The 20,682-nt window shown below is 73.4% G+C and carries 17 protein-coding genes and 1 pseudogene; 11 read left to right on the top strand and 7 right to left on the bottom strand.

The features are described 5' to 3' along the window. The 5 genes from WMI84_RS05320 to WMI84_RS05300 all read left to right on the top strand — a co-directional run bounded on the left by WMI84_RS05320 (window position 1) and on the right by WMI84_RS05300 (window position 6,845). The gene (locus tag WMI84_RS05320) at window positions 1–369 is read left to right on the top strand and encodes a hypothetical protein (protein ID WP_347351069.1); all 369 of its coding nucleotides are present in this window, start codon (window positions 1–3) and stop codon (window positions 367–369) included. A 104-nt stretch (window positions 370–473) separates the two neighbouring features. Next, the gene (gene dxs / locus WMI84_RS05315; protein ID WP_347351068.1) at window positions 474–2,342 is read left to right on the top strand and encodes a 1-deoxy-D-xylulose-5-phosphate synthase; all 1,869 of its coding nucleotides are present in this window, start codon (window positions 474–476) and stop codon (window positions 2,340–2,342) included. A 42-nt stretch (window positions 2,343–2,384) separates the two neighbouring features. Beyond that, window positions 2,385–3,311, top strand: a complete 927-nt coding sequence (locus tag WMI84_RS05310; RefSeq protein ID WP_347351066.1) for an alpha/beta hydrolase — start codon at window positions 2,385–2,387, stop codon at window positions 3,309–3,311. Window positions 3,312–3,502: 191 nt separating this feature from the next. Beyond that, on the top strand, window positions 3,503–4,951 hold the full coding sequence (locus WMI84_RS05305; protein WP_347351064.1) for an anaerobic C4-dicarboxylate transporter family protein: 1,449 nt from the start codon (window positions 3,503–3,505) through the stop codon (window positions 4,949–4,951). Window positions 4,952–4,976: 25 nt separating this feature from the next. Then, window positions 4,977–6,845 carry an aspartate ammonia-lyase gene (locus WMI84_RS05300; protein WP_347351062.1) on the top strand — a complete coding sequence of 623 codons (1,869 nt, stop codon included), beginning with the start codon at window positions 4,977–4,979 and terminating at the stop codon, window positions 6,843–6,845. 85 nt (window positions 6,846–6,930) lie between these two features. Here WMI84_RS05300 and WMI84_RS05295 read toward each other — a convergent pair whose 3' ends face one another. From WMI84_RS05295 to WMI84_RS05285, 3 genes are read right to left on the bottom strand one after another with little or no spacing between them, the layout of a single operon-like run. Continuing rightward, on the bottom strand, window positions 6,931–8,481 hold the full coding sequence (locus WMI84_RS05295) for a UDP-N-acetylglucosamine 1-carboxyvinyltransferase (protein WP_347351060.1): 1,551 nt from the start codon (window positions 8,479–8,481) through the stop codon (window positions 6,931–6,933). 38 nt (window positions 8,482–8,519) lie between these two features. Next, on the bottom strand, window positions 8,520–9,776 hold the full coding sequence (locus WMI84_RS05290; RefSeq protein ID WP_347351059.1) for an HRDC domain-containing protein: 1,257 nt from the start codon (window positions 9,774–9,776) through the stop codon (window positions 8,520–8,522). Next, window positions 9,773–10,357 (bottom strand): DUF3000 domain-containing protein, encoded by a 585-nt coding sequence (locus tag WMI84_RS05285; protein ID WP_347351057.1) that lies wholly within the window; start codon window positions 10,355–10,357, stop codon window positions 9,773–9,775. Before WMI84_RS05285 ends, WMI84_RS05290 begins: the two co-directional genes overlap by 4 nt. 93 nt (window positions 10,358–10,450) lie before the next feature. On the opposite strand from WMI84_RS05285, the gene hemE reads away from it, so the two are divergent. Both hemE and murJ read left to right on the top strand, forming a co-directional pair. Further along, entirely contained in the window at window positions 10,451–11,500 is a 1,050-nt protein-coding gene (gene hemE, locus WMI84_RS05280) for a uroporphyrinogen decarboxylase (RefSeq protein WP_347351055.1), read from the top strand. Next, window positions 11,500–13,173, top strand: a complete 1,674-nt coding sequence (gene murJ, locus WMI84_RS05275) for a murein biosynthesis integral membrane protein MurJ (protein WP_347351053.1) — start codon at window positions 11,500–11,502, stop codon at window positions 13,171–13,173. The genes hemE and murJ overlap by 1 nt, the downstream gene beginning before the upstream one ends. A 1-nt stretch (window position 13,174) precedes the next feature. Here murJ and WMI84_RS05270 read toward each other — a convergent pair whose 3' ends face one another. Continuing rightward, a complete protein-coding gene (locus tag WMI84_RS05270; RefSeq protein WP_347351051.1) occupies window positions 13,175–14,200 on the bottom strand; it encodes a DUF4349 domain-containing protein in 1,026 nt (341 codons plus the stop codon). Between the two features lie 105 nt (window positions 14,201–14,305). Here WMI84_RS05270 and hemG point away from each other — a divergent pair, with 105 nt between their 5' ends. Both hemG and hemQ read left to right on the top strand, forming a co-directional pair. After that, window positions 14,306–15,688 (top strand): protoporphyrinogen oxidase, encoded by a 1,383-nt coding sequence (gene hemG / locus WMI84_RS05265; protein ID WP_347351049.1) that lies wholly within the window; start codon window positions 14,306–14,308, stop codon window positions 15,686–15,688. A 42-nt stretch (window positions 15,689–15,730) separates the two neighbouring features. Next, complete coding sequence (gene hemQ / locus WMI84_RS05260) at window positions 15,731–16,432, top strand: hydrogen peroxide-dependent heme synthase (protein WP_347351047.1); 702 nt, start codon at window positions 15,731–15,733, stop codon at window positions 16,430–16,432. A gap of 37 nt (window positions 16,433–16,469) precedes the next feature. Here the strand turns inward: hemQ and WMI84_RS05255 are convergent, their stop codons facing one another. Both WMI84_RS05255 and msrB read right to left on the bottom strand, forming a co-directional pair. After that, window positions 16,470–16,889 carry a DUF1707 domain-containing protein gene (locus WMI84_RS05255; RefSeq protein ID WP_347351046.1) on the bottom strand — a complete coding sequence of 140 codons (420 nt, stop codon included), beginning with the start codon at window positions 16,887–16,889 and terminating at the stop codon, window positions 16,470–16,472. A 123-nt stretch (window positions 16,890–17,012) separates the two neighbouring features. Continuing rightward, on the bottom strand, window positions 17,013–17,438 hold the full coding sequence (gene msrB, locus WMI84_RS05250; RefSeq protein ID WP_347351044.1) for a peptide-methionine (R)-S-oxide reductase MsrB: 426 nt from the start codon (window positions 17,436–17,438) through the stop codon (window positions 17,013–17,015). Between the two features lie 70 nt (window positions 17,439–17,508). Here msrB and WMI84_RS05245 point away from each other — a divergent pair, with 70 nt between their 5' ends. Continuing rightward, entirely contained in the window at window positions 17,509–18,681 is a 1,173-nt protein-coding gene (locus tag WMI84_RS05245; RefSeq protein WP_347351043.1) for an alpha/beta fold hydrolase, read from the top strand. 41 nt (window positions 18,682–18,722) lie between these two features. Further along, window positions 18,723–18,902: pseudogene (locus WMI84_RS05240) on the top strand (polyphosphate kinase 2 family protein); the annotation flags it as partial. Between the two features lie 38 nt (window positions 18,903–18,940). On the opposite strand, the gene WMI84_RS05235 reads toward WMI84_RS05240, so the two are convergent. After that, window positions 18,941–20,581 carry an acyl-CoA dehydrogenase family protein gene (locus WMI84_RS05235; RefSeq protein ID WP_347351041.1) on the bottom strand — a complete coding sequence of 547 codons (1,641 nt, stop codon included), beginning with the start codon at window positions 20,579–20,581 and terminating at the stop codon, window positions 18,941–18,943. Between the last annotated feature and the right edge of the window lie 101 nt (window positions 20,582–20,682).

Genomic DNA, 20,682 nt, shown 5'->3' with positions numbered 1-20,682 from the left:
ATGAGCATGCCCGTCCCCCCCGGCTGGCCCGACGGGGTCCCCCCGGCGCACACTCCCGGATGGGAGCAGCGTGCCGTCCTCTGGCTGCTCGACCAGTGCCCACCCGACTACCGCGCCCACGACGCGTGGCGACGCCACCCGGTCGCCCTGGCCTGGCTCGCCGGCCGGCACCTGGACGGGCAGGTCGTCGCGATGCGTGAGGCGTGGCGCGAGGCCCGGGTCGCGCTCGGCCCGTACCTGCCCCCGGAGGCGCTGTCCGAGGTCATGGCGCAGATCGAGGCCGAGGGGATCCGGCTGCTGGCGACCTCCCGCTCGGCGCGGCTGCTCCTGGAGGCGCTGCAGGGCAGGGTCTTCGCCCCCCGGCTTTGACCGCGGGAACGGAGCGAGCCCGGCGCGCGGCATACGTGGCGCGGGTCGGCGCGACCGACGTCGTAGACTCGGCCCGACGACCGTACGAGAGGACGACGCACAGCGTGAGCCTGCTGGAGACGATCAACGGCCCGGAAGACCTGCGAGCCATGCCTGCCGCACGGTTGCCCGACCTCGCCGACGAGATCCGGGCCTTCCTCGTGGGCGAGGTGTGCAAGACCGGCGGCCACCTCGGACCCAACCTCGGGGTCGTCGAGCTGACCATCGCGCTGCACCGGGTCTTCGACTCGCCGCGCGACACGATCGTCTTCGACACCGGGCACCAGTCCTACGTGCACAAGCTGCTCACCGGGCGCCATGACTTCAGCAGGCTCAAGAAGCAGGGCGGGCTGTCCGGCTACCCGAGCCGCGCCGAGTCCGAGCACGACGTCGTCGAGAACTCCCATGCCTCCACGGCGCTGTCCTGGGCCGACGGCATCGCCAAGGGACGCCGCGTGCTGGGCGAGACCGGCCGGCACACGGTCGCGGTCGTCGGCGACGGTGCCCTGACCGGCGGCATGGCCTGGGAGGCGCTGAACAACATCGCGGTCGACAAGCACCTGCCCCTGGTCATCGTCGTCAACGACAACGAGCGGTCGTACGCCCCCACGATCGGCGGGCTCGCCGAGCATCTGGCCACGCTGCGCACCACCCGCGGCTACGAGCAGGTCCTCGCGTGGGGCAGGCGGTCGCTCGCCCGCACGCCGCTGGTCGGTGGGCCGGTGCTCGAGACGCTGCACGGCGTCAAGAAGGGGCTGAAGGACATCGTCGCCCCGCAGGTGATGTTCGAGGACCTCGGGCTGAAGTACTACGGCCCGGTCGACGGGCACGACGAGCCGGCCGTCGAGCGGGCGCTTCGTCAGGCCAAGGAGTTCGGCGGGCCGGTCATCGTGCACGTCATCACCGAGAAGGGCCGCGGCTACCAGCCGGCCCTCGACGACATGGCCGACCACATGCACGGGATCGGCAAGGTCAACCCCGAGACCGGGCTGCCGTTCGAGGTCGGCGGCCGGATCTGGACCGACGAGTTCAACGAGGAGCTGGTCCGGCTCGGCTCGGAGCGGCCGGACATCGTCGCCCTCACCGCCGCGATGCTGATCCCGGTCGGGCTGGACGGCTTCGCCGCGGCCCACCCGGACCGCGTGTTCGACGTCGGCATCGCCGAGCAGCACGCGGTGACGATGGCCGCGGGGCTGGCCTACGCGGGCCTGCACCCGGTGGTCGCGCTGTACGCGACGTTCCTGAACCGGGCCTTCGACCAGATGCTGATGGACTGCGCCCTGCACCGGGCCGGGGTGACCTTCGTGCTCGACCGGGCCGGCGTCACCGGCAGCGACGGGCCCTCGCACAACGGGATGTGGGACATGACGCTCCTGTCGATCGTCCCGGGCCTGCGGCTGGCGGCCCCCCGCGACGGCGAGCAGGTGCGCCGCCAGCTTCGGGAGGCCGTCGAGGTGACCGACGGACCCACGGTGCTGCGCTTCCCGAAGGGCGACGTGACCGAGCCGATCCCCGCCGTGCGCCGGGCCGGCGACGTCGACGTGCTGTTCGAGACCGGCACCGGCGAGGTCGACCTGCTCGTCGTCGGTGTCGGCGCCTTCGCGGGCCTCGCGGTCGAGGTGGGCGAGAAGATCGCCGCGCTCGGCCGCACGGTCCGCGTCGTCGACCCCCGCTGGGTCCTGCCGGTCAGCGGCTCGCTCGTGGCCCTCGCGGAGCGAGCCCGTACCGTCGCCGTCATCGAGGACAACCTCGTCAGCGGCGGAGTGGGCGGCGCCGTCACCCTGGCCCTGCGTGACGCCGGCCAGGACCAGCCGGTGCACCTGCACGGCATCCCGAAGCGGTTCCTCGAGCACGCCTCCCGGGGCCAGGTGCTCGAGCAGCTCGGCCTCACCGCCGAGGCGGTCGTCGCCGAGCTGCAGAGCCGACTGTCCTGAGGGGTGCCATGCGGGCGCCCGACCGTCCCGGAAGGAAGGTCCATGACCGCTGCACCCGCCTTCGTCGTCGAGCTCCCGGTCGGCAGCGTCGGTGTCCACGACCTGACCGTGGGAGACCCCGCCGACGGCGCGCCCGCCGTGCTCGCCGTGCACGGCATCACCGCCAACGGCCTCTCGTGGCGTCGGGTCGCCGACGAGATCGGTCGCCGACACGGACCGGGCGCGGTGCGCTTCCTCGCCCCGGACCTGCGCGGACGTGGTGCGAGCGCCGCTGCGGGTGGCCCGTTCGGGCTGCGTGGCCATGTCGCGGACCTCGTGGCCATCGCCGACACCTGCGACGCGCGACCGGTGCTCGTCGGACACTCGATGGGCGCCTTCGTGGCGGCCCTCGCGCTGGCCACCCACCCGCAGCGCTTCGCCGGAGCCGTCCTGGTCGACGGCGGCCTGGCCTTCCCGGCACCGGCCGGCATCGACGTCGACGCCGCCCTGCGGGCCGTCATCGGTCCGGCGATGGACCGGTTGTCGATGCGGTTCGCGAGCCCGGCGGCATACGTCGGGTTCTGGAGCGAGCACCCCGCACTCGGCCCCGCGCTGCGGGGTCCAGCGGGTGCGGCGGTGCGCGCGTACCTCGAGCACGACCTCGTCCCGACCGGGGACGGCCAGTGGCGCAGCAGTTGCGTCCTCGATGCGGTGCGCGCCGACGGAGCGGACGTGCTGGCCGACGCCGACACTCGGGGCGCCGTGGCCCGGGCGGTCGCCCAGGGGTGCTCCCTCGAGCTTCTCTGGGCGCATCGGGGGCTGCTGGACGAGGCCCAGGGCCTCTACGACGAGGCCCGGCTGGCGGCGCTCGACGTGCCGCCCGAGGTCACCGTGCACGACGTCGACGCGAACCACTACACCATCGTCCTCGAGGAGCCTGGGGTCACGGTGGTCGCCGACGCCGTGGACCGGCAGCTGGCCCGGCCCTGAGCCGCTTCGGCGAGGTCTCGACGGTCCGTCTGGACAGGGAAGCCCGGGTGTGCCAAAGTGTGACCGCTCAGCACTACTAAATGTAGTAGTACAAGATGTAGTAGTGCGGTGAGTGTGACAGTACTGTGCGGTATGTAGCAGTACCGAATGCAGGAGACAGACATCATCTGCAGTACCCAAGAGGTGCCATCATGCAGCTGAAGTTCTTCGTCGAACTCGCGGTCGTCCTAGCGGTGATCGCCCTCGGTGCCCGCAAGGGCGGCATCGCCCTGGGCCTCTGGGGTGGGGTGGGCGTGCTGGTCCTCACCGTCGTCTTCCGGGAGCAGCCGGCGGCCCCACCGATCGACGTCATGCTGATCATCCTGGCGGTGATCAGCGCGGCCGCCGCGATGGAGGCGGCCGGCGGGGTGGCCTGGCTGGTCGGGGTGGCCGAACGCATCATCCGACGGTATCCGCAGCAGATCACCATCGTGGCGCCGTTGGTGGCCTACCTGTTCACCTTCGGGGCCGGCACGGGTCACATCTTCTACCCGCTGCTGCCGGTGATCCACGAGGTGGCCCACGACAACGGGATCCGTCCGGAGCGTCCCATCGCGGTCGCGACCATCGCCTCGCAGCAGGCGATCACCGCCAGCCCGGTCTCGGCGGCGATGGCCGCGCTCATCGTGATCCTCGAGCCGGAGGGGATGACGCTGACCCGGATCATGCTGATCGCGGTGCCGGCCACCCTCGTCGGCGTGGTGGTCGCGGCCGTGCTGTCCTACCGGCGCGGTGCCGAGCTGGCCGACGACCCCGTCTTCCGACAGCGGGTCGAGGCCGGGCTGGTGGCCCCGATCCCGCGACGGACCGAGCTCGGGCGGTCGCACGCCGGGACGGCCGCCGCGCTCGCGACCGCGCCGCGGGACGAGGACGACCTCCTGTCCGAGGCGGCCGCCTCGGACGGCGGGTCCGCGACGGACCCGGCTGCCGGGCCGCAGCCGGGCCGGGCCGCCGGGCGGGTCAGCGCGTGGATGTTCCTGCTGGCGGTGGGGTCGATCATCGTGCTGGGCGCCGTTCCGGCGCTGCGCCCGTCCTTCCCCGACGCGAAGACCGGCGAGCTCGAGCCGGTCAGTATGGCGCTCACCATCCAGATCACGATGCTCGCCGTCGCGGCCCTGATCGTCCTGGTCAACCGGGTCGACGTGGACGAGATCCCCCGGGTGCCGACGGCCCGGGCGGGGTTCGTCGCCCTGGTCGGGATCTTCGGGCTGGCCTGGCTCGGGCAGACCCTGATCGCGGCCAACGAGGAGCTCGTGGTCGGCGGTCTGAGCGACATGGCAAAGGCCGCCCCGTGGACCTTCGCGATCGGGCTGTTCCTCGCCTCGGTGCTGCTGTTCAGCCAGGCGGCCACCACCCAGGCGCTGATGCCGCTCGGGCTCACGCTGGGTATCGGCGGGCCGGCGCTGGCGGCGATGTGGCCGGCCGTGAACGGCTACTTCTTCCTGCCCACCTACGGCACGATCATCGCCGCGATCAGCTTCGACCAGAGCGGGACGACCCGCATCGGTCGGTTCGTGCTGAACCACTCGTTCATGCTGCCCGGCCTGGTCGCCACCGTCACCGCGGTCGCGACCGGCCTGGGCATAGCAGGGCTCTTCTGATCCGACCCCGGAAGGAACATCCGTCATGACCGCCGACGTACCGCTCGAGATCGCCGACCTGAACGACTCCGACGAGGCGCTCGTGGACCTGCTCGGTGAGTACGGCAGGGAGGTGACCTACCCGCCGGGCAGCTGGATCGCCCGGCACGGCACCCCGCGCGAATGGTTCGGCGTCGTGCTGGTGGGCACCGTGGAGCTCTGGCACGGCCGGCACGGGGACCCGCGGCCCATCGGTGGGCTCGGGCCCGCGGCGATGGTCTCCGAGGGCTTCCTGTTCGACGAGCCGGGAACCCCACACCGGTTGTCGCTGCGTTCCCTCGCCGCGACGCGGCTGCTGGTGCTCGACCGAGCCGCCGTGGACCGCTTCCGGCAGGACCACCCGGCCGGCTGGCTGCAGCTGGTCACCCGGGTGGCCGGGCGGCTGCGCGAACGACTGCGCACCGCCACCGCCCAGGCCGCCGGACACCTGGACGAGAGCGACCCGCTGAGCACCACGCGCCGCGAGCACGACTCGCTGGGGGAGCGCGAGGTCCCGGCCGGCGCCTACTACGGCGTGCAGACCCTCCGGGCCGTGGAGAACTTCCCGATCTCGGGACAGCAGCTGCGTCGCTACGGCAACCTCGTCGTGGCCCTGGCCATGGTCAAGAAGGCGGCTGCCCAGGCGAACAACGAGCTCGGCCTGCTCGACGACGACCGGGCCCGGGCGATCTCGACCGCCTGTGACGAGATCATCGGCGGTGGGCTGCGCCGGCACTTCGTCGTCGACATGGTCCAGGGCGGCGCCGGCACGTCGACCAACATGAACGCGAACGAGGTGATCGCCAACCGCGCCCTGGAGGTGCTGGGACACCGGCGCGGAGACTACGCGCAGCTGCACCCCAACGACCACGTCAACCTGTCCCAGTCGACCAACGACGCCTATCCGACCGCGGTCAAGATCGCCGTCCTGCTCACCTCCCGCGAGGCCGTCGTCGCCCTCGAACGGCTCGCGGAGGCGCTCGACACGAAGGCCGCCGAGCTCGCCCAGGTGCTCAAGATGGGTCGCACCGAGAACCAGGACGCCGTCCCGATGACGCTCGGGCAGGAGTTCGCGGCCTATGCCGGCATGGTCCGCTCGGCGACCCACGCCCTCGAGCACGCTCAGGGGGAGATGCTCGACATCAACATGGGTGCCACCGCGATCGGGACCGGGCTGAACAGCCCCGTGGGCTATGCCGAGCTCGTCACCGAGCGTCTCGGGACCATCTCGGGGCTGCCGCTGCGGCTGGCCGCCGACCTCGTCGAGGCGACCCAGGACTCCGGGGTCTTCGCGTACTTCTCCGGGGCGATGAAGCGCGCGGCCATCCAGGTGTCGAAGATCTGCAACGACCTGCGCTGGCTCTCCAGCGGCCCACGCGCCGGCCTGCACGAGATCAACCTGCCCCAGCTGCAGCCGGGTTCGTCGATCATGCCGGGGAAGGTGAACCCGGTCGTGCCGGAGATGGTCAACCAGGTGTGCTACCAGGTCATCGGCTTCGACACGACGGTCGGGATCGCCGCCGAGGCCAGCGAGCTCGAGCTCAACATGGCCGAGCCGATCATGGCCTACGACCTGCTGAGCGGGCTGATCCTGCTGACCAACGCGGTCGTCACCCTGCGCGAGCGTTGCATCAGGGGCATCAGCGCCAACGCCGACACGTGCCTGGGGTACGTGCAGCGCTCGATCGGGCTGGTCACCGCGCTGAACCCGGTGCTCGGGTACGAGCGGTCCGCCCAGGTCGCCAAGGAGGCGCTCGCCACCGGTGCGAGTGTCTACGACCTCGTGCTGGCCAAGGGCTGGCTCACTGCCGAGCAGCTCGACGGGCTGCTCGACCCGCGCACGATGACCAGCCCCATGCAGCCGCGGAGCAGCTGACCGGGCCGGTCACGACGCACCTCTTGCGCCCACCTCCCGACATCGCGCGATCAGGCGGTGGGCGTGCCGGCCGGCTCGAGCCTCGTCAGATGTCGCGAAAGACCTCGACCGTGGCGCCGAGCGCGTTCAGCCGCTCGGCGAGGTCCTCGTAGCCGCGGTTGATCACGTAGACGTTGCGCAGCATCGACACCCCGGGTGTGGCGAGCATGGCGAGCAGGATCACGACCGCCGGGCGCAGCGCCGGCGGGCAGCCGACCTCGGCGGCCCGCCACCGCGTCGGGCCCTCGACCATGACCCGGTGCGGGTCGAGCAGCTGCACCTTGGCGCCGAGCTTGGTCAGCTCGGTCAGGTAGATCGCCCGGTTCTCGTAGACCCAGTCGTGGATCATCGTGCTGCCCTGCGCGACCGCCCCGATGAGCGCGAAGAAGGGCAGGTTGTCGATGTTGAGCCCGGGGAAGGGCATCGGGTGGATCTTGTCGGTCGGTGCATGCAACGGCCCCGGGATGGTGGTCAGGTCGACCAGCCGGGTCCGGCCGTTGGCGGAGGTGTACTCCTCGGAGATGCGGTACTTCATCCCCATCCCCTCCAGGGTGGCCAGCTCGATCTCGATGAACTCGATCGGGACCCGCTGGATCGTGATCTCCGAACCGGTCACGACCGCGGCCGCGATCAGGCTCATGGCCTCGATGGGGTCCTCGCTGGGGGAGTAGTCGACGTCGACCGCGATGTCGTCGACCCCGGTCACCGTCAGCGTCGTGGTGCCGATGCCCTCGATCCGCACGCCGAGCCGCTCGAGGAAGAAGCACAGGTCCTGGACCATGTAGTTCGAGCTGGCGTTGCGGATCACCGTCGTGCCGGGGTTGCGTGCCGCGGCCATCAGGACGTTCTCGGTGACGGTGTCGCCCCGCTCGGTCAGCACGATGGCACGGGTCGGGCGCACGGTCGCGTCGCGGGTCGCCTCGTATGCCCCGTGGGTCGCCGTGACGTGCAGGCCGAAGTGGCGCAGCGCCGCCAGGTGCGGCTCGACCGTGCGGGTGCCGAGGTCACAGCCGCCGGCGTAGGGCAGGCCGAAGCTGTCGTACTCGTGCAGCAGCGGGCCGAGGAACATGATGACGGTCCGGGTCCGGCGGGCCGCGTCGACGTCGATGGCGGCCAGGTCGAGCCGCTCCGGCGGCACGATCTCCAGGTCGCTGCTGTCGGGCAGCCACCGGGTGCGCACGCCGATGGAGGCCAGCACCTCCAGGATCCGGTTGACCTCCTCGATCCGGGCCAGGTTGCGCAGGGTCGTGCGCCCGCGGTTCAGCAGCGCGGCACAGAGCAGGGCGACCGCGGCGTTCTTGGACGTCTTGACGTCGATCGACCCGGTGAGCTTGCGCCCGCCGACGACCCGCAGGTGCTGGGCACCGGCGTAGCCGACCGAGACGAACTCCGAGTCGAGGGCGTCGCCGATCCGCGCGAGCGTGTCGAGGCTGAGGTTCTGCTTGCCCGCCTCGATGCGGGTCACCGCGCTCTGCGAGGTGCCGAGCAGGTGGGCCAGCTCGGCCTGGGTCAGGCCCTTGTGGCGGCGGGCGTCCCGGATGAGGCCGCCGATTCGAGTGAGGTATGGCTGATGTGACACGACCAAAGCGTATCTCATATATGAGTTAGAACGCGAATCGACACGCCGGGCGAGCACTATCCACGGGGTGGCTGCGGGTGCTCGGCGCAGGCCCGGGCGATCAGCGGCGCGGTCAGCGTGGTCTGCCACCGGCGTGCGCCGGCGGCGCGCAGCGCGAGCGCGACCTCCTCGGTGCTCGGCGCCGGCGGCCCCTCCCAGAGGAAGCGGCGCAGCAGCTCCGGGGTGAGCAGGTTCTCGACCGGCACGGCCAGCTCCGCCGAGACGGCGCCGATCAGCTCGCGGGACCGGCCGAGCCGGGCCGCGGCCACCGGATCGCGGTCGGCCCAGGAACGTGGGGGTGGGGGACCGACGTGGGGCAGGTTCAGCGGAGGCAGCTCGTCGTCGGGCAGGGCGAGCGCAGCCGCGATCCCTTCGACGATCACCTCCGCGTTGCGGCGGATGGACCTGGCCAGGCGCGGCTGTCCGGAGCCCACCGAGCGTGGTGGCCGCGTGTCGCGCTGGTGCTCGGCCGCGAGCTCGGCGATCGCGGCGTCGGGCAGCACCCGACCCGGGGCGACGTCGCGGCGCTGGGCGATGACGTCGCGGTCGAGCCAGAGCTCCCGGACGATGGCCAGCCCACGCCGGCTGCGCACCTTGTGCACCCCGGACGTGCGACGCCACGGGTCGACGCGCAGCTCGGGACCGGTGAAGGACAGCAGGTGCTCGAACTCCTCCCGGGCCCAGGCGAGCTTGCCCTGTCGCTCGAGGTCCTCGGCCACCGCGTCACGCAGGTCGCCGAGCACCTCGACGTCGAGGGCGGCATACCGCAGCCACGGCTCGGGCAGGGGCCGCGAGCTCCAGTCGACCGCGCTGTGCTCCTTGGCCAGGCGCACGCCCAGGTAGTGCTCGACCATCGCGCCGAGCCCGACCCGGGGCCGCCCCGCCAGCCGCCCGCCGAGCTCGGTGTCGAAGAGCACCCGCGGGTGCAGACCGACCTCGGCCAGGCACACGAGGTCCTGGGTCGCCGCATGCAGGATCCACTCGCTGTCGGCGATCGCCGCGTCCAGCACGCCGAGGTCCGGGCAGGCGACCGGGTCGACGAGCCAGGTGCCGGCCCCGCTGCGGCGCAGCTGGACCAGGTAGGCGTGCTGGCCGTAGCGGTACCCGGAGGCCCGCTCCGCATCGAGCCCGATCGGCCCGTGACCCGAGCGGACCGCGTCGGCCGCCTCGGCGAGGGCCACCTCGTCGGCCACCACGTCGGGCACCCCGTCGGCCGGTGCGGCCAGCAGCTCGAGCTCGTCGGCCGGCTCCGCCGGTGGCCCGGTGTCACTCACCGGCGCGGGCCCGGGAGTGGGACGACCCCGTCGGGCAGCGGAGGAATGCCGGCGATGGTGCAGAGCAGGTCGCCCCAGGCGCGCAGGTGCTCGGTCAGCGCCTCGTCGGTGGGGGTCCAGGAGGCGCGGATCTCCATCTCCACGGTGGCGCCCCGGTCGGCGAGCCCGGCGAAGCCCTCGCTGACGACCCGGGTGACCGTGCCGGCCTCGGCGGTCCAGCCCAGCCCCCGGTCGCGCAGGGCGTCGATCAGCCAGGACCAGCCGACCGAGCCGAGCATCGGGTCGGTGGCCAGCTCCGGCTCGAGCTCGGCCCGCGCGAAGGTGACCACGCGCCAGGCCCCGTCCCACGCGTCGGGGACGGACGGGTCGTAGAGCAGCACGAAGCGACCGGTGGCCAGCTCGGCCTCCGGGTCGGCGGGGTCGAGCACGTCGCCGGTCAGGGCCACCGCGTGCGGCGCGATGCGGCTGGGGGCCGGGACCTCCGTGAGGCGCACCTCGGGGCGGACATGCACGTCGCGCAGGGCACCCAGCGCCCTCGCGAAGCCCGCGTCGTGCGCCCCCGGCAGCGTCCTCGTGTGCACCTGACGAGGGTATGCCGCCCACCTCGGTTCTGTCCGGAGGCCACGCCGGGCGCGTGGCTCGGCCCGGCCCGTGGGGCGTGGCAGGATGATGCGATGCCCTCCTCCGCCCCCGCGCGCACCCGGGCGAGCGACCTGCTGCGCGCCGCGCGCTGTGAACCGGTGACCCGGACTCCGGTCTGGTTCATGCGGCAGGCCGGCCGGTCCCTTCCCGAGTACCGCGCGCTGCGGGCCGGCACCGCCATGCTGCAGGCCTGCACCCGCCCCGAGCTGGTCACCGAGATCACGATGCAGCCGGTGCGCCGGCACGGGGTGGACGCCGCGATCCTGTTCAGCGACATCGTGGTGCCCCTCGCCGCCGTGGGCCTCGACCTCGAGGTCGTCGCCGGTGTCGGGCCGGTCGTGGCCCGGCCGGTCCGGACACGGGCCGACCTCGACCGGGTGCCCGAGCTGACCGGCGAGCACGTCCCGTACATCACCGAGGCGGTCCGGCTGCTGGTGGCCGAGCTCGGCGACACCCCGCTGATCGGCTTCGCCGGCGCTCCGTTCACCCTGGCGTCCTACCTGGTCGAGGGCGGGCCCTCCCGCAGCCACGTCCGCACCAAGGCCCTGATGCACGGCGACCCCGGCCTGTGGCATGCGTTGTGCGACCGGCTGGCCCAGGTGTCGGGGGAGTTCCTGCGGGTGCAGGTGCAGGCCGGCGCGAGGGTGGTCCAGCTGTTCGACTCGTGGGTGGGCGCCCTGTCCCGGTCGGACTACGCCCGGTTCGTCCAGCCGCACTCGGCGCGGACGCTCGCGGCAGTGGCGGGCCTCGGCGTCCCGCGGATCCACTTCGGCGTCGGCACCGGCGAGCTGCTCGCGCTGATGGGTGCGGCCGGTGCCGAGGTGGTCGGCGTGGACTACCGGGTCAGCCTGACGGACGCGAGCGAGCGCATCGGTCCGGGCCACGCCGTGCAGGGCAACCTCGACCCGGCCCTGCTCTTCGCGCCCTGGGAGGTGCTGCGCGAGGCCGTGGTCGACATCGTCGAGGAGGGCCGGCACGTCCCGGGGCACATCTTCAACCTCGGCCACGGTGTGCCGCCGGACGTCGACCCCGACGTCCTGACCCGCGTCACCGAGCTCGTCCACGACGTGTCCGCCCGCTGATGGCCGACGGGTCGCTCGCCCGGTCGAGCCTGGTCATGGTGGGCGGCTCCTTCGCCTCGCGCGTCCTCGGGGTCGTGCGCGGCGCCCTCACCACCGCGATCATCGGCACCCTGGCCGCGGGCGACGCGTTCGGGCTGGCGAACACCCTGCCCAACGTGCTCTACCTGCTGGCCGCCGGCGGCATCCTCAACGCGGTCCTGGTCCCGGCCCTGTCGCGGGCGATGAAGCTGCCGGACGGCGGTCAGGAGTTCACCGACCGGGTCGTGACCGTGGCCCTGGCGGGCATGCTCGTGCTGACCGCCCTCGTGATGCTCGGTGCCGGCTTCTTCGTGTGGCTGCTCAGCGGCGACCGGGGGCCGGAGTTCACCGGCCTGGCGCTGGCCTTCACCCTGCTGTGCCTGCCGCAGGTCTTCTTCTACGGGGTGTACGCCCTGCTCGGGCAGATCCTGAACGCCCGCGACCGCTTCGGCGCCTTCGCGTGGGCGCCGTTCATCGCCAACGTCGTCGCGATCGCGGGCCTGGTCGCCTTCATGGTGCTCTACCCGGACCCGGGCCGGCTCGACGACGGCGGGCAGCACCTGCCGCGACCGCCCGAGGCGTGGACCGGCGGCATGATCTGGCTCTTCGCCGGCACGGCGACCCTGTCGGTCGCCGCGCAGGCCCTGTGGCTGGTCCCCGCGCTGCGCCGGGCCGGCTTCACCTACCGGCCCCGATGGGGGCTGCGCGGGGTGGGTCTGGGCGGGGTGAGCCGGCTGGCCCTGTGGGCCTTCGCCGGCCTGGCCGTCTCGCAGCTCGGCTTCTTCATCAACACCGCGGTGCTCAACCGGGCCGCCGGGTTCGGCACCGCCGACCACCCCATCCGCGGGCCGCTGCTCTACCAGGTCGCCTTCACGATCTTCATGCTGCCGCACGCGTTCGTCGCGGTCTCGATCATCACCGCACTGTTCCCGCGGCTCTCCCGCGATGCCGCCGACGGCGACACCCAGCGGCTGCGCGCGGACTTCCGGCGGGGCCTGATGCTGCCACTGGTGGCCAACCTGCCGGTCATGGTCTTCATGGTCGTCACCGCCCGGCCGCTGGTCGCGCTGCTCAACCCCGGGATCGACGCCGTCTCGATCGAGCTGGGCGGCTACGCCCTCACGGTCATGGTCCTCGGCATCGTCCCGTTCGGGATCGACCTGCTCTGCTACCGCACGTTCTTCGCCCTCGATGACGGCCGCTCGCCGCTGGTCATGCAGGTGGTCCTCACCAGCGTGACAGCGCTCGCCGCGGGGCTGACCTACCTCGTGCCGCCGCAGTGGGCACTCGGGATCGTCGCGGCTGGGATGACGGTCGGGAACGTGCTCAGCTCGACCACCGGGGTCGTCCTGCTGCGCCGCCGGCTGGGCCGGCTGGGCCTGGGCCTGGTGCTCGTCGGGACTGCCCGGATCGCCGTGGCCGCCGTCGCGGCGGGCCTGCTCGGTGGGGGCGCGTTCGCGGTGGTCTCCCCGATCGTCGGTGACCTGTCGGACATGAGCGCATGGCAGCGGGTCTTCGGCAACGCGGTCGTCCTCGGCCTGTCCGGCCTGGTCTTCGTCGTGGTCTACCTGGTGGCCGCGGCGGTGCTGCACGTGCCGGAGGTGCGTGAGGTCGCCGCCCTCGTGCGCCGCCGGACCGCCCGCAGCCGCGGGTAGCTCAGTCGGCTCCCGGGGCCGACTGTGCGGCGGCCGGCCGCGGCCGGCCGCCCCGCCGGGCCCACCACCGGCGCCCCAGCAGGACGACGACCAGCAGCACCGCGAGCCAGGGCAGCAGCACCGCCACCCCGGTGACCAGCACGGTCACCGAGTCCAGCAGCCCGGTCCAGGCCTGGCGCAGCTGCGCGAGGAAGCCCGTCGTGGCCGGGGCCACCGGCGTGGTGCCGGTCCACAGGCTCACCGTGACGTCCGAGGTCGTGGTGCGCCGTTCGAGGGCCGCCAGCCGGCTCTGCAGCGAGTCGAGCTCGGCCTGTCGTCGCGTCACCTCGTTCTCGAGCTGGATGATCTGCCCGAGGCTGGTCGCCCGGGCGAGCAGGGCGCGAGCCTGGGCGACGGCGTCACGAAGGGGACCGATCCGGGCCGTCACGTCCACGTAGCCGTCGGTGAGGTCCTCGGTGCGGGACGAACGGTAGGAGACCGTCCCGATCCGGGAGAGCCCGTCCACCAGCGCGTCGAGCCGGTCGGCGGGTACCCGCACGGTCAGCTGGGCCTGGTCGACCCCGACCCGCGGCACTGTCGGGTCGTCGGCCCCGAGCCCGGGCGATGGGCCTCCGGTCGGGTCGGGCGCGGTCACGACGTTCTCCGAGAGCACCTGGCCTCCGGCCGCCGCGGTGAGCGAGCGGACCTTGCCGCTGGCCGCGACCAGGTCGGGCACCTCGATGCCGAGCCACGCCGAGCGGGCCAGCTTCGGGCCCACGACGGGGCTCGGCCCGGTCTCCGCCGTCGTTCGCGAAGGGGTCTTCGGGGGCGCCGACTCCGCGGCGCCCGAGGCGTCGGCGCCGGCCGCGCGCGGGGCAACGAGGTTCGGAGCCGGCGGCGCCACGGCCTCGCTGGATGTGGCCGATCCGTCCGGACGGTACGCCAGCCCGACGGGGATGGCGACGGCCACGAGCAGCAGCGCCGCCCACAGCCACGCCCGCCGGCCACGGAACCAACCGCTCGCTGCGGCCCGGGTGATCGCGGTCATCGTCGCCTCCTTCGCCCCGACGTGCCGCGTCGGGCGGCCCGTCCACCCGGGAAGACACCGGGGGCGCCCGGATCGTTGCGCGGGCCGGATGACAGAGTGCACTCCATGGCCCTGAGTGTTGCGGTCGTCGGCGGCGGGATCAGCGGTCTCGCCGCGGCCTGGGAGCTTGCCCGGTCCGGGCCCGGCCTGTCCGTCACGGTCCTCGAGGGCTCGCCGCTGCTCGGCGGGCGGCTGCGGCTGGCCGAGGTCGCGGGCGTGGCGGTCGACGTCGGGGCGGAGTCGATGCTCGTCCGTCGCCCCGAGGCGGTCCGGCTCGTCGCCGAGCTCGGCCTGGCCGACCGGCTGACCCACCCGGCCGCGGTGGGCGCCGCGATCGTCTCGGACGGCCGACGCTGGCCGATGCCCCGGGGCACGCTCATGGGCGTGCCGGCCGATCCGGACTCGGTCGCCGGGCTGCTGACCCCGCCCGAGGTGCAGCGGCTGCGCCACGAGGTCCGCACCGCCCCGACCGGCGGCGATGTCGCAGTGGGCCGGCTCGTCGAGGACCGGCTCGGCGCGGCTGTGACGGACAAGCTCGTCGAGCCCCTGCTCGCCGGCATCTATGCCGGACACTCCCGCAACATCTCGGCCGAGCTGGCCGTCCCCGCACTGTATGCCGCTGGGCTGGCCGGCGCGTCGCTGCTGCAGGCCGCGCGTGACGCAGCGCCGTCGTCCCGGGCGGCCGGGGACGTCCCACAGCCGGTCTTCGCCACGCTCGTCGGCGGGCTCGGCTCGCTGCCCGGACTGCTCGCCGCGGCCCTCCGGTCGGACGGCGTGCAGATCCACACCGGGACCATGGTGCGGCGCCTGACCGGTCGGCCGGGCGACTGGGTGCTCGTGACGGGCCCGACGACCGGCGAGGTGAGCCGGCGGTTCGACCGGGTCCTGCTCGCCACGCCCGCCGCGCCCGCCGCGCGGCTGCTCGCCACCGTCGCACCCGAGTCGGCCGCCGCACTGGGGCAGGTGCAGTACGCGTCGATGGCCGTCGTGACCATCGCGTTCGCCGGCCCGCCGGGCGCGCCCTTCGCGGGCAGCAGCGGCTTCCTCGTGCCGCCCACCGAGCCGCTGACGATCAAGGCGTCGACGTTCAGCTCGGTCAAGTGGCCGTGGCTGGCCGTCGCCCACCCGGACCGCACGTTCGTCCGGGTCTCCCTCGGCCGGCAGGGCGAGGAGGCCACGCTGCAGCGGCCGGACCCTGCGCTGGCCCGACTGGCCCTCGAGGACGTCACGACGGTCCTCGGCCCGGTGCCCGACCCACTGGACACGCACGTGCAGCGCTGGGGCGGTGGGCTGCCGCAGTACGCCGTGGGTCACCGCGGGCTCGTCGAGCGGGCCCGGGCGGGGCTGCCGCCGACGCTGGAGGCGGGCGGGGCGGCATACGACGGGGTGGGCGTCCCGGCCTGCATCGCGTCCGGGCGCGCGGCAGCCCGTCGGCTGCTCACCCAGTGACCCGGACGGGGGCCGGTGGACCCCGCGGGTGATGATGGGGGCATGAGCGAGCGACTGACCCCTGCCCAGATGCGCGAGATCAACGACACCATCCGCTACTCGATGTGGTCGGTCTTCGGGTCGGTCGCCCCGCTCGGCGAGGACCGCGAGGTCGTCCTCGCCGAGTTCCAGGCCTTCCTCGATAAGGTCCAGGGCGAGGGCGTGACCGTGCGCGGGCTGTACGACGTGGCCGGTCTGCGCGGCGACGCCGACTTCATGGTCTGGTGGCACGCCGAGACGATCGAGCAGCTGCAGGCCGCGTACCGCGGGCTGCTGCGCACCGGGCTCGGCGAGACCCTCGAGCCGGTCTGGTCCTCGGCGGCGCTGCACCGGCCCGCCGAGTTCAACAAGAGCCACGTCCCGGCCTTCATGGCCGACGAGCGGGCCCGCAAGTACGTCTGCGTCTACCCGTTCGTCCGCTCCTACGACTGGTACCTCCTGGAGGACAAGCAGCGCCGCGACCTGCTGGTCGAGCACGGCCGGATGGCCCGCGAGTACCCCGACGTCCGCGCCAACACCATCGCCGCGTTCGCCCTGGGCGACTACGAGTGGCTGCTGGCCTTCGAGGCCGACCGGCTGGACCGCATCGTCGACCTCATGCGCGAGCTGCGGGCCGCCCGGGCGCGGCTGCACGTGCGCACCGAGATCCCGTTCTTCACCGGCCCGCGGGTCTCACCCGACGAACTGGTGGCCGCGCTGCGCTGACCCGGCCTCGCGTTCGTCCCGGGACCGGTGGCTCGGGTCAGCCGTCGCGGTCGGGCCGCCGGTCCCGGCGTGAGGGACGACCGCCCTGGCCGTACAGCACGATCCCGCCGACCGGGATCATCAGGAACCACAGCCACTGCTTGGTCACGAAGAAGAGCAGCAGCGCGAGGAACGGCAGCAGCGCCATGACGGTGTCGCGCAGCTGCCGTCGGGACCGGCTCGGGGAGCCTTCGCCCGCCACCGCCTCGCCCGCGCCGGACAGCGGCTGCGGCGCCTGTGCCGGCAGGTCGGTGAAGAGGGTGTCGAGGTCTGCCTGGGTCACTGCGTCGAGCGCCTTGCCGCGCCGGTCCTCGTACTCGTCGGCGTCCAGACGCCCGGCCTGGAAGTGCGACTCGAGCAGCGAGGCCGCGCGCCGGCGCTCCTCGTCACCGATCCGGTAGTTCGACTGATCGGTCATGGCTCAAACCCTAGTCGTGCGTCGCCCGGGCGGCACCGCATCGAGCCCGTGTCTGCGGCATCCGGTCAGCCCATGCGTGTCACTGCCGCGGACGTCATCCTCCGGCCGCAGCGCGCCGACCGCTCAGCCGGCGTCGGGGATCAGGCGCAGGCTGACCGAGTTGATGCAGTACCGCTGGTCGGTCGGGGTGTCGTAGCCCTCGCCCTCGAAGACGTGGCCCAGGTGCGAGCCGCAGGCGGCGCACCGGACCTCGACGCGGCGCATGCCGAGCGAGGTGTCGTCGATGAGCTCCACCCGGTCACCGGCCAGGGGTGAGTAGAAGGACGGCCAGCCGCAGTGTGAGTGGAACTTCGTGTCGCTGCGGAACAGCTCGGCGCCGCACGCGCGACACGAGTAGACCCCCGCGGTGGCGGTGTCGGTGTACTCACCCCGGAACGGCGCCTCGGTGCCGGCCCGGCGCAGCACCTGGTACTCCTCAGGAGTCAGGCGCTCGCGCCACTGCTCGTCGGTCAAGGTCACTGCGTAACGATCGGTCTGCTCGGGACTCATGCCAGGGCCAACACCACGAGGTCGTGCTTTGTGCCCGGGTGGCAGCCACGGGTTTGCGAGGATGGCGCCCGTGACGTGGCGACGGTTCATCACCCGGCCCCTGCTCGCGGCCGCCGTGGCCGGGGCCGGCGCGCTGCTCGGCGTCGCGGGCGGCTCGGTCGCGGCCGGCGCGTACTTCGCCCGCAGGCTGCTCACCCCCGACGACGAGCAGCCCGACGACGTGGTGGTGCTGGCCCATCGCGGGCGCGCGGTCAGCCTCGGCGTCACCCCGGAGACGGTCGTGCCGGGACGCTACGGGCTCTGGCTCGACGGCGGGGCCGGGCATGCCCGGCTGGGCCGCATCCTGCGGCTCGACGAGGAGTCGGTGACCCGGGAGCTGGTGGCGCTCGACCGTGGCCGGCTGCGGCCCGGCCCGGCCCGGTGGAACCAGTACTGGTACTGGGACCGGCCGAGCGTCAGCATGGGCATCCCCGACGAGGACGTCGTGGTCCTCACCGAGCTCGGCGCGGTGCCGGCGTGGCTGGTGCGCCCGGAGCCGGCCCGTGGCGCCACGACGACGTGGGCGGTCCTCGTGCACGGGCGTGGGGCCCGCAAGGAGGAGACGCTGCGGGCCGTGCCGTTGCTGCGGGCCGCCGGCATCACCGCCCTCGTGGTGGGCTACCGCAACGACCGGGACGCGCCGAGGGGCCCCGACGGCCGCTACGGCCTGGGCCTGGCGGAGTGGCGCGACGTCGACGCGGCGCTGCGGCACGCGGTGCGCCAAGGGGCCCGGCGCATCGTGCTGTTCGGCTGGTCGATGGGCGGCGCGATCGCCCTGCAGGTGCTGGACAACTCCATCCTGGCCGACCGGGTCTGCGGGGTCGTGCTCGACTCGGCGGTGCTCGACTGGACGGCCGTGATGCGCCACCACGCCCGGCTGGAACGGATCCCCGAGTGGGTCGTCGCGGTCGCGTCGGGCCTGATGGGCATGCCGCGCGCCGGGGGCCTGGTGGGGGTGCGGGAGCCGATCGACGTCGGCCGCACCGACTGGGTGCGGCGCTCGGGCGAGCTCTCGCGACCGATGCTCGTGATCCACTCGGAGGCCGACGACCTGGTGCCGATCGGTCCGGCGGTGGAGCTCGCGCGCCGGCGTCCCGACATCGTGCGTCTCGAACAGTGGCAGGTGGCCGGGCACTGCCGGGAGTGGAACTACGACACCGAGCGGTGGGAGCGGGCGGTCACGCAGTTCCTCGCGGGGCTGTGAGACGGCAGGATGTCGCCATGGCCCGAGCGGACAGGACGGCCGTGCTCGACCGGTGCTCGACCGCCGCAGCCCCGTGGTACGTCGTGCCGGCCGACCGCAAGTGGTACGCCCGCCTCGCCGTGCAGGGCCTGCTGCTGGAGACGCTGCGCGACCTCGACCTCAGGTGGCCGCCGGCGCACTTCGACGTCGCCGCCGAGAAGGCGCGGCTGGCCGCGACCTGACCCCTCGGGGGCCGGCCGGGCGGGTCGCCGAAGCTCGCTCAGCCGGCCCGGTCGATGACCGGACCCACCGAGCCGGCCAGGTCGACCGGCAACGACCCGAAGGTGTCGCCCCACCGGCGGGAGATGCGGCTGGCCAGGAACGCGTCGGCCACCGGCCCCGGGGAGTACTCCACGAGCAGTGCCGCCTGCAGGGCCAGCGCGAGCCCCTCCACCAGGGACCGTGCGGTGAAGGCGGCCGTGGGGGAGTCGGCCTCCAGCGAGCCGGCCCGCAGCAGGACGGAGTCGGTGAAGCGGTCGAGCTCGGTGCTGCGCCCACGCACGACGTGCAGCTCCTTGGTCAGGGCCTGCAGGCTGGCCGGGTCGCGCGTGATCGCGCGCACCACGTCGAGGGCGTTGACGTTGCCCGAGCCCTCCCAGATCGAGTTGAGCGGCGCCTCGCGGTAGAGCCGGGCGAGCACGTTCTCCTCGACGTACCCGTTCCCGCCGAGACACTCGAGGGCCTCGGCCACCATCGGCGCCGTGCGCTTGCAGACCCAGAACTTGCCCACGGCCACCCCGAGCCGCACCAGGTCGGTCTCACCGTCGTCCACGGCGTGGGCCAGCCGCAGGCCGAGCACGGTCGCAGCCTCGGCCTCCAGGGCGAGGTCGGCCAGCACGTTGCGCATCAGCGGCTGGTCGACGAGCGCCGCGCCGAAGGCCTGCCGGTGCCGGGCGTGGTGCACTGCGCGGGCCAGCGCGTCGCGCATCGTCGCGGTCGAGCCGAGGATGCAGTCGAGCCGGGTCGCCCCGACCATGTCGATGATGGTGCGCACGCCGCGCCCCTCCGGCCCCAGCCGGCTGCCCCAGGTGCCGTCGAACTCGACCTCGCTCGAGGCGTTGGAGTGGTTGCCGAGCTTGTCCTTGAGCCGCTGGATGGCGAACGGGTTGCGGGTGCCGTCGTCGAGGGCCCGGGGCACGACGAAGCAGGTCAGCCCGCCGGGCGCCTGGCCGAGGACGAGGAAGACGTCGCTCATCGGGGCGGAGCAGAACCACTTGTGCCCGCGCAGCAGGTAGGTGTCACCGCCGAGCGGGCCGTCCTTCGCCGGGACCGCCTCGGTCGAGCCCGCCCGCACGTCGCTGCCGCCCTGCTTCTCGGTCATGCCCATGCCCGAGATCGCCCCGGACTTGTCCGCGACCGGCCGGATCCCGAAGTCGTACTCGCGGCTGGCGAGCTTGGGCAGCAGGCCCGACGCGAACCGCGGGTCGTGCCGCAGCGCCGAGCCGGCGGCATACGTCATCGAGACGGGGCACCCGTGCCCGGCCTCGACCCGCGACCACATCAGGAAGCCGGCCGCGCGGCGCACGTGGGCCCGGCTGCCGGCCGGCATGGTCCAGGGCTCGGCGGTCAGCCCGGCGCCGACGGCCCGGGTCATCAGCCAGTGCCACGACGGGTGGAACTCGACCTCGTCGATCCGGTTGCCGCGCGCGTCGTGGGTGTGCAGGATCGGCGGGTTGGCATCGGCGAGGCGACCGTGCTCCAGGGCCTCCGCGGTGCCGCCGAGCCGGCCCAGCTCGCGCAGCGCGGGCACGTCCCCCGGGTCGGCCCACCGCGCGACCGCCTCGGCGAGCGGGCGGTCCTGCTCCAGCAGGTGGTGGCCCTCGAAGGGCGGGACCTGGTTGCTCACGACGTGGGTGCGCACGGATCGAGCCTAGACTCGGCCCGCACTTGCGGGCAGGCGGCGGGTCAGCCGCCGGCCCGGCGCGCTTCGATGGCGCTCGGACATCGGCCCGCGGCCTTGGT

The sequence above is a fragment of the Intrasporangium sp. genome, assembly GCF_039812505.1.
Classification (GTDB): domain Bacteria; phylum Actinomycetota; class Actinomycetes; order Actinomycetales; family Dermatophilaceae; genus Intrasporangium_A.
This window is presented reverse-complemented; position numbering and strand designations above follow the sequence as displayed.

What these genes read in the sequence shown, in the direction of transcription:
- WMI84_RS05320 (WP_347351069.1), top strand. Translation starts at nt 1, where the DNA reads ATGAGCATGCCCGTCCCCCCCGGCTGGCCCGACGGGGTCCCCCCGGCG.
- WMI84_RS05310 (WP_347351066.1), top strand. Translation starts at nt 2,385, where the DNA reads ATGACCGCTGCACCCGCCTTCGTCGTCGAGCTCCCGGTCGGCAGCGTC.
- WMI84_RS05305 (WP_347351064.1), top strand. Translation starts at nt 3,503, where the DNA reads ATGCAGCTGAAGTTCTTCGTCGAACTCGCGGTCGTCCTAGCGGTGATC.
- WMI84_RS05300 (WP_347351062.1), top strand. Translation starts at nt 4,977, where the DNA reads ATGACCGCCGACGTACCGCTCGAGATCGCCGACCTGAACGACTCCGAC.
- WMI84_RS05295 (WP_347351060.1), bottom strand. Translation starts at nt 8,481, where the DNA reads ATGAGATACGCTTTGGTCGTGTCACATCAGCCATACCTCACTCGAATC.
- hemE (WP_347351055.1), top strand. Translation starts at nt 10,451, where the DNA reads ATGCCCTCCTCCGCCCCCGCGCGCACCCGGGCGAGCGACCTGCTGCGC.
- murJ (WP_347351053.1), top strand. Translation starts at nt 11,500, where the DNA reads ATGGCCGACGGGTCGCTCGCCCGGTCGAGCCTGGTCATGGTGGGCGGC.
- WMI84_RS05270 (WP_347351051.1), bottom strand. Translation starts at nt 14,200, where the DNA reads ATGACCGCGATCACCCGGGCCGCAGCGAGCGGTTGGTTCCGTGGCCGG.
- hemG (WP_347351049.1), top strand. Translation starts at nt 14,306, where the DNA reads ATGGCCCTGAGTGTTGCGGTCGTCGGCGGCGGGATCAGCGGTCTCGCC.
- hemQ (WP_347351047.1), top strand. Translation starts at nt 15,731, where the DNA reads ATGAGCGAGCGACTGACCCCTGCCCAGATGCGCGAGATCAACGACACC.
- WMI84_RS05255 (WP_347351046.1), bottom strand. Translation starts at nt 16,889, where the DNA reads ATGACCGATCAGTCGAACTACCGGATCGGTGACGAGGAGCGCCGGCGC.
- msrB (WP_347351044.1), bottom strand. Translation starts at nt 17,438, where the DNA reads ATGAGTCCCGAGCAGACCGATCGTTACGCAGTGACCTTGACCGACGAG.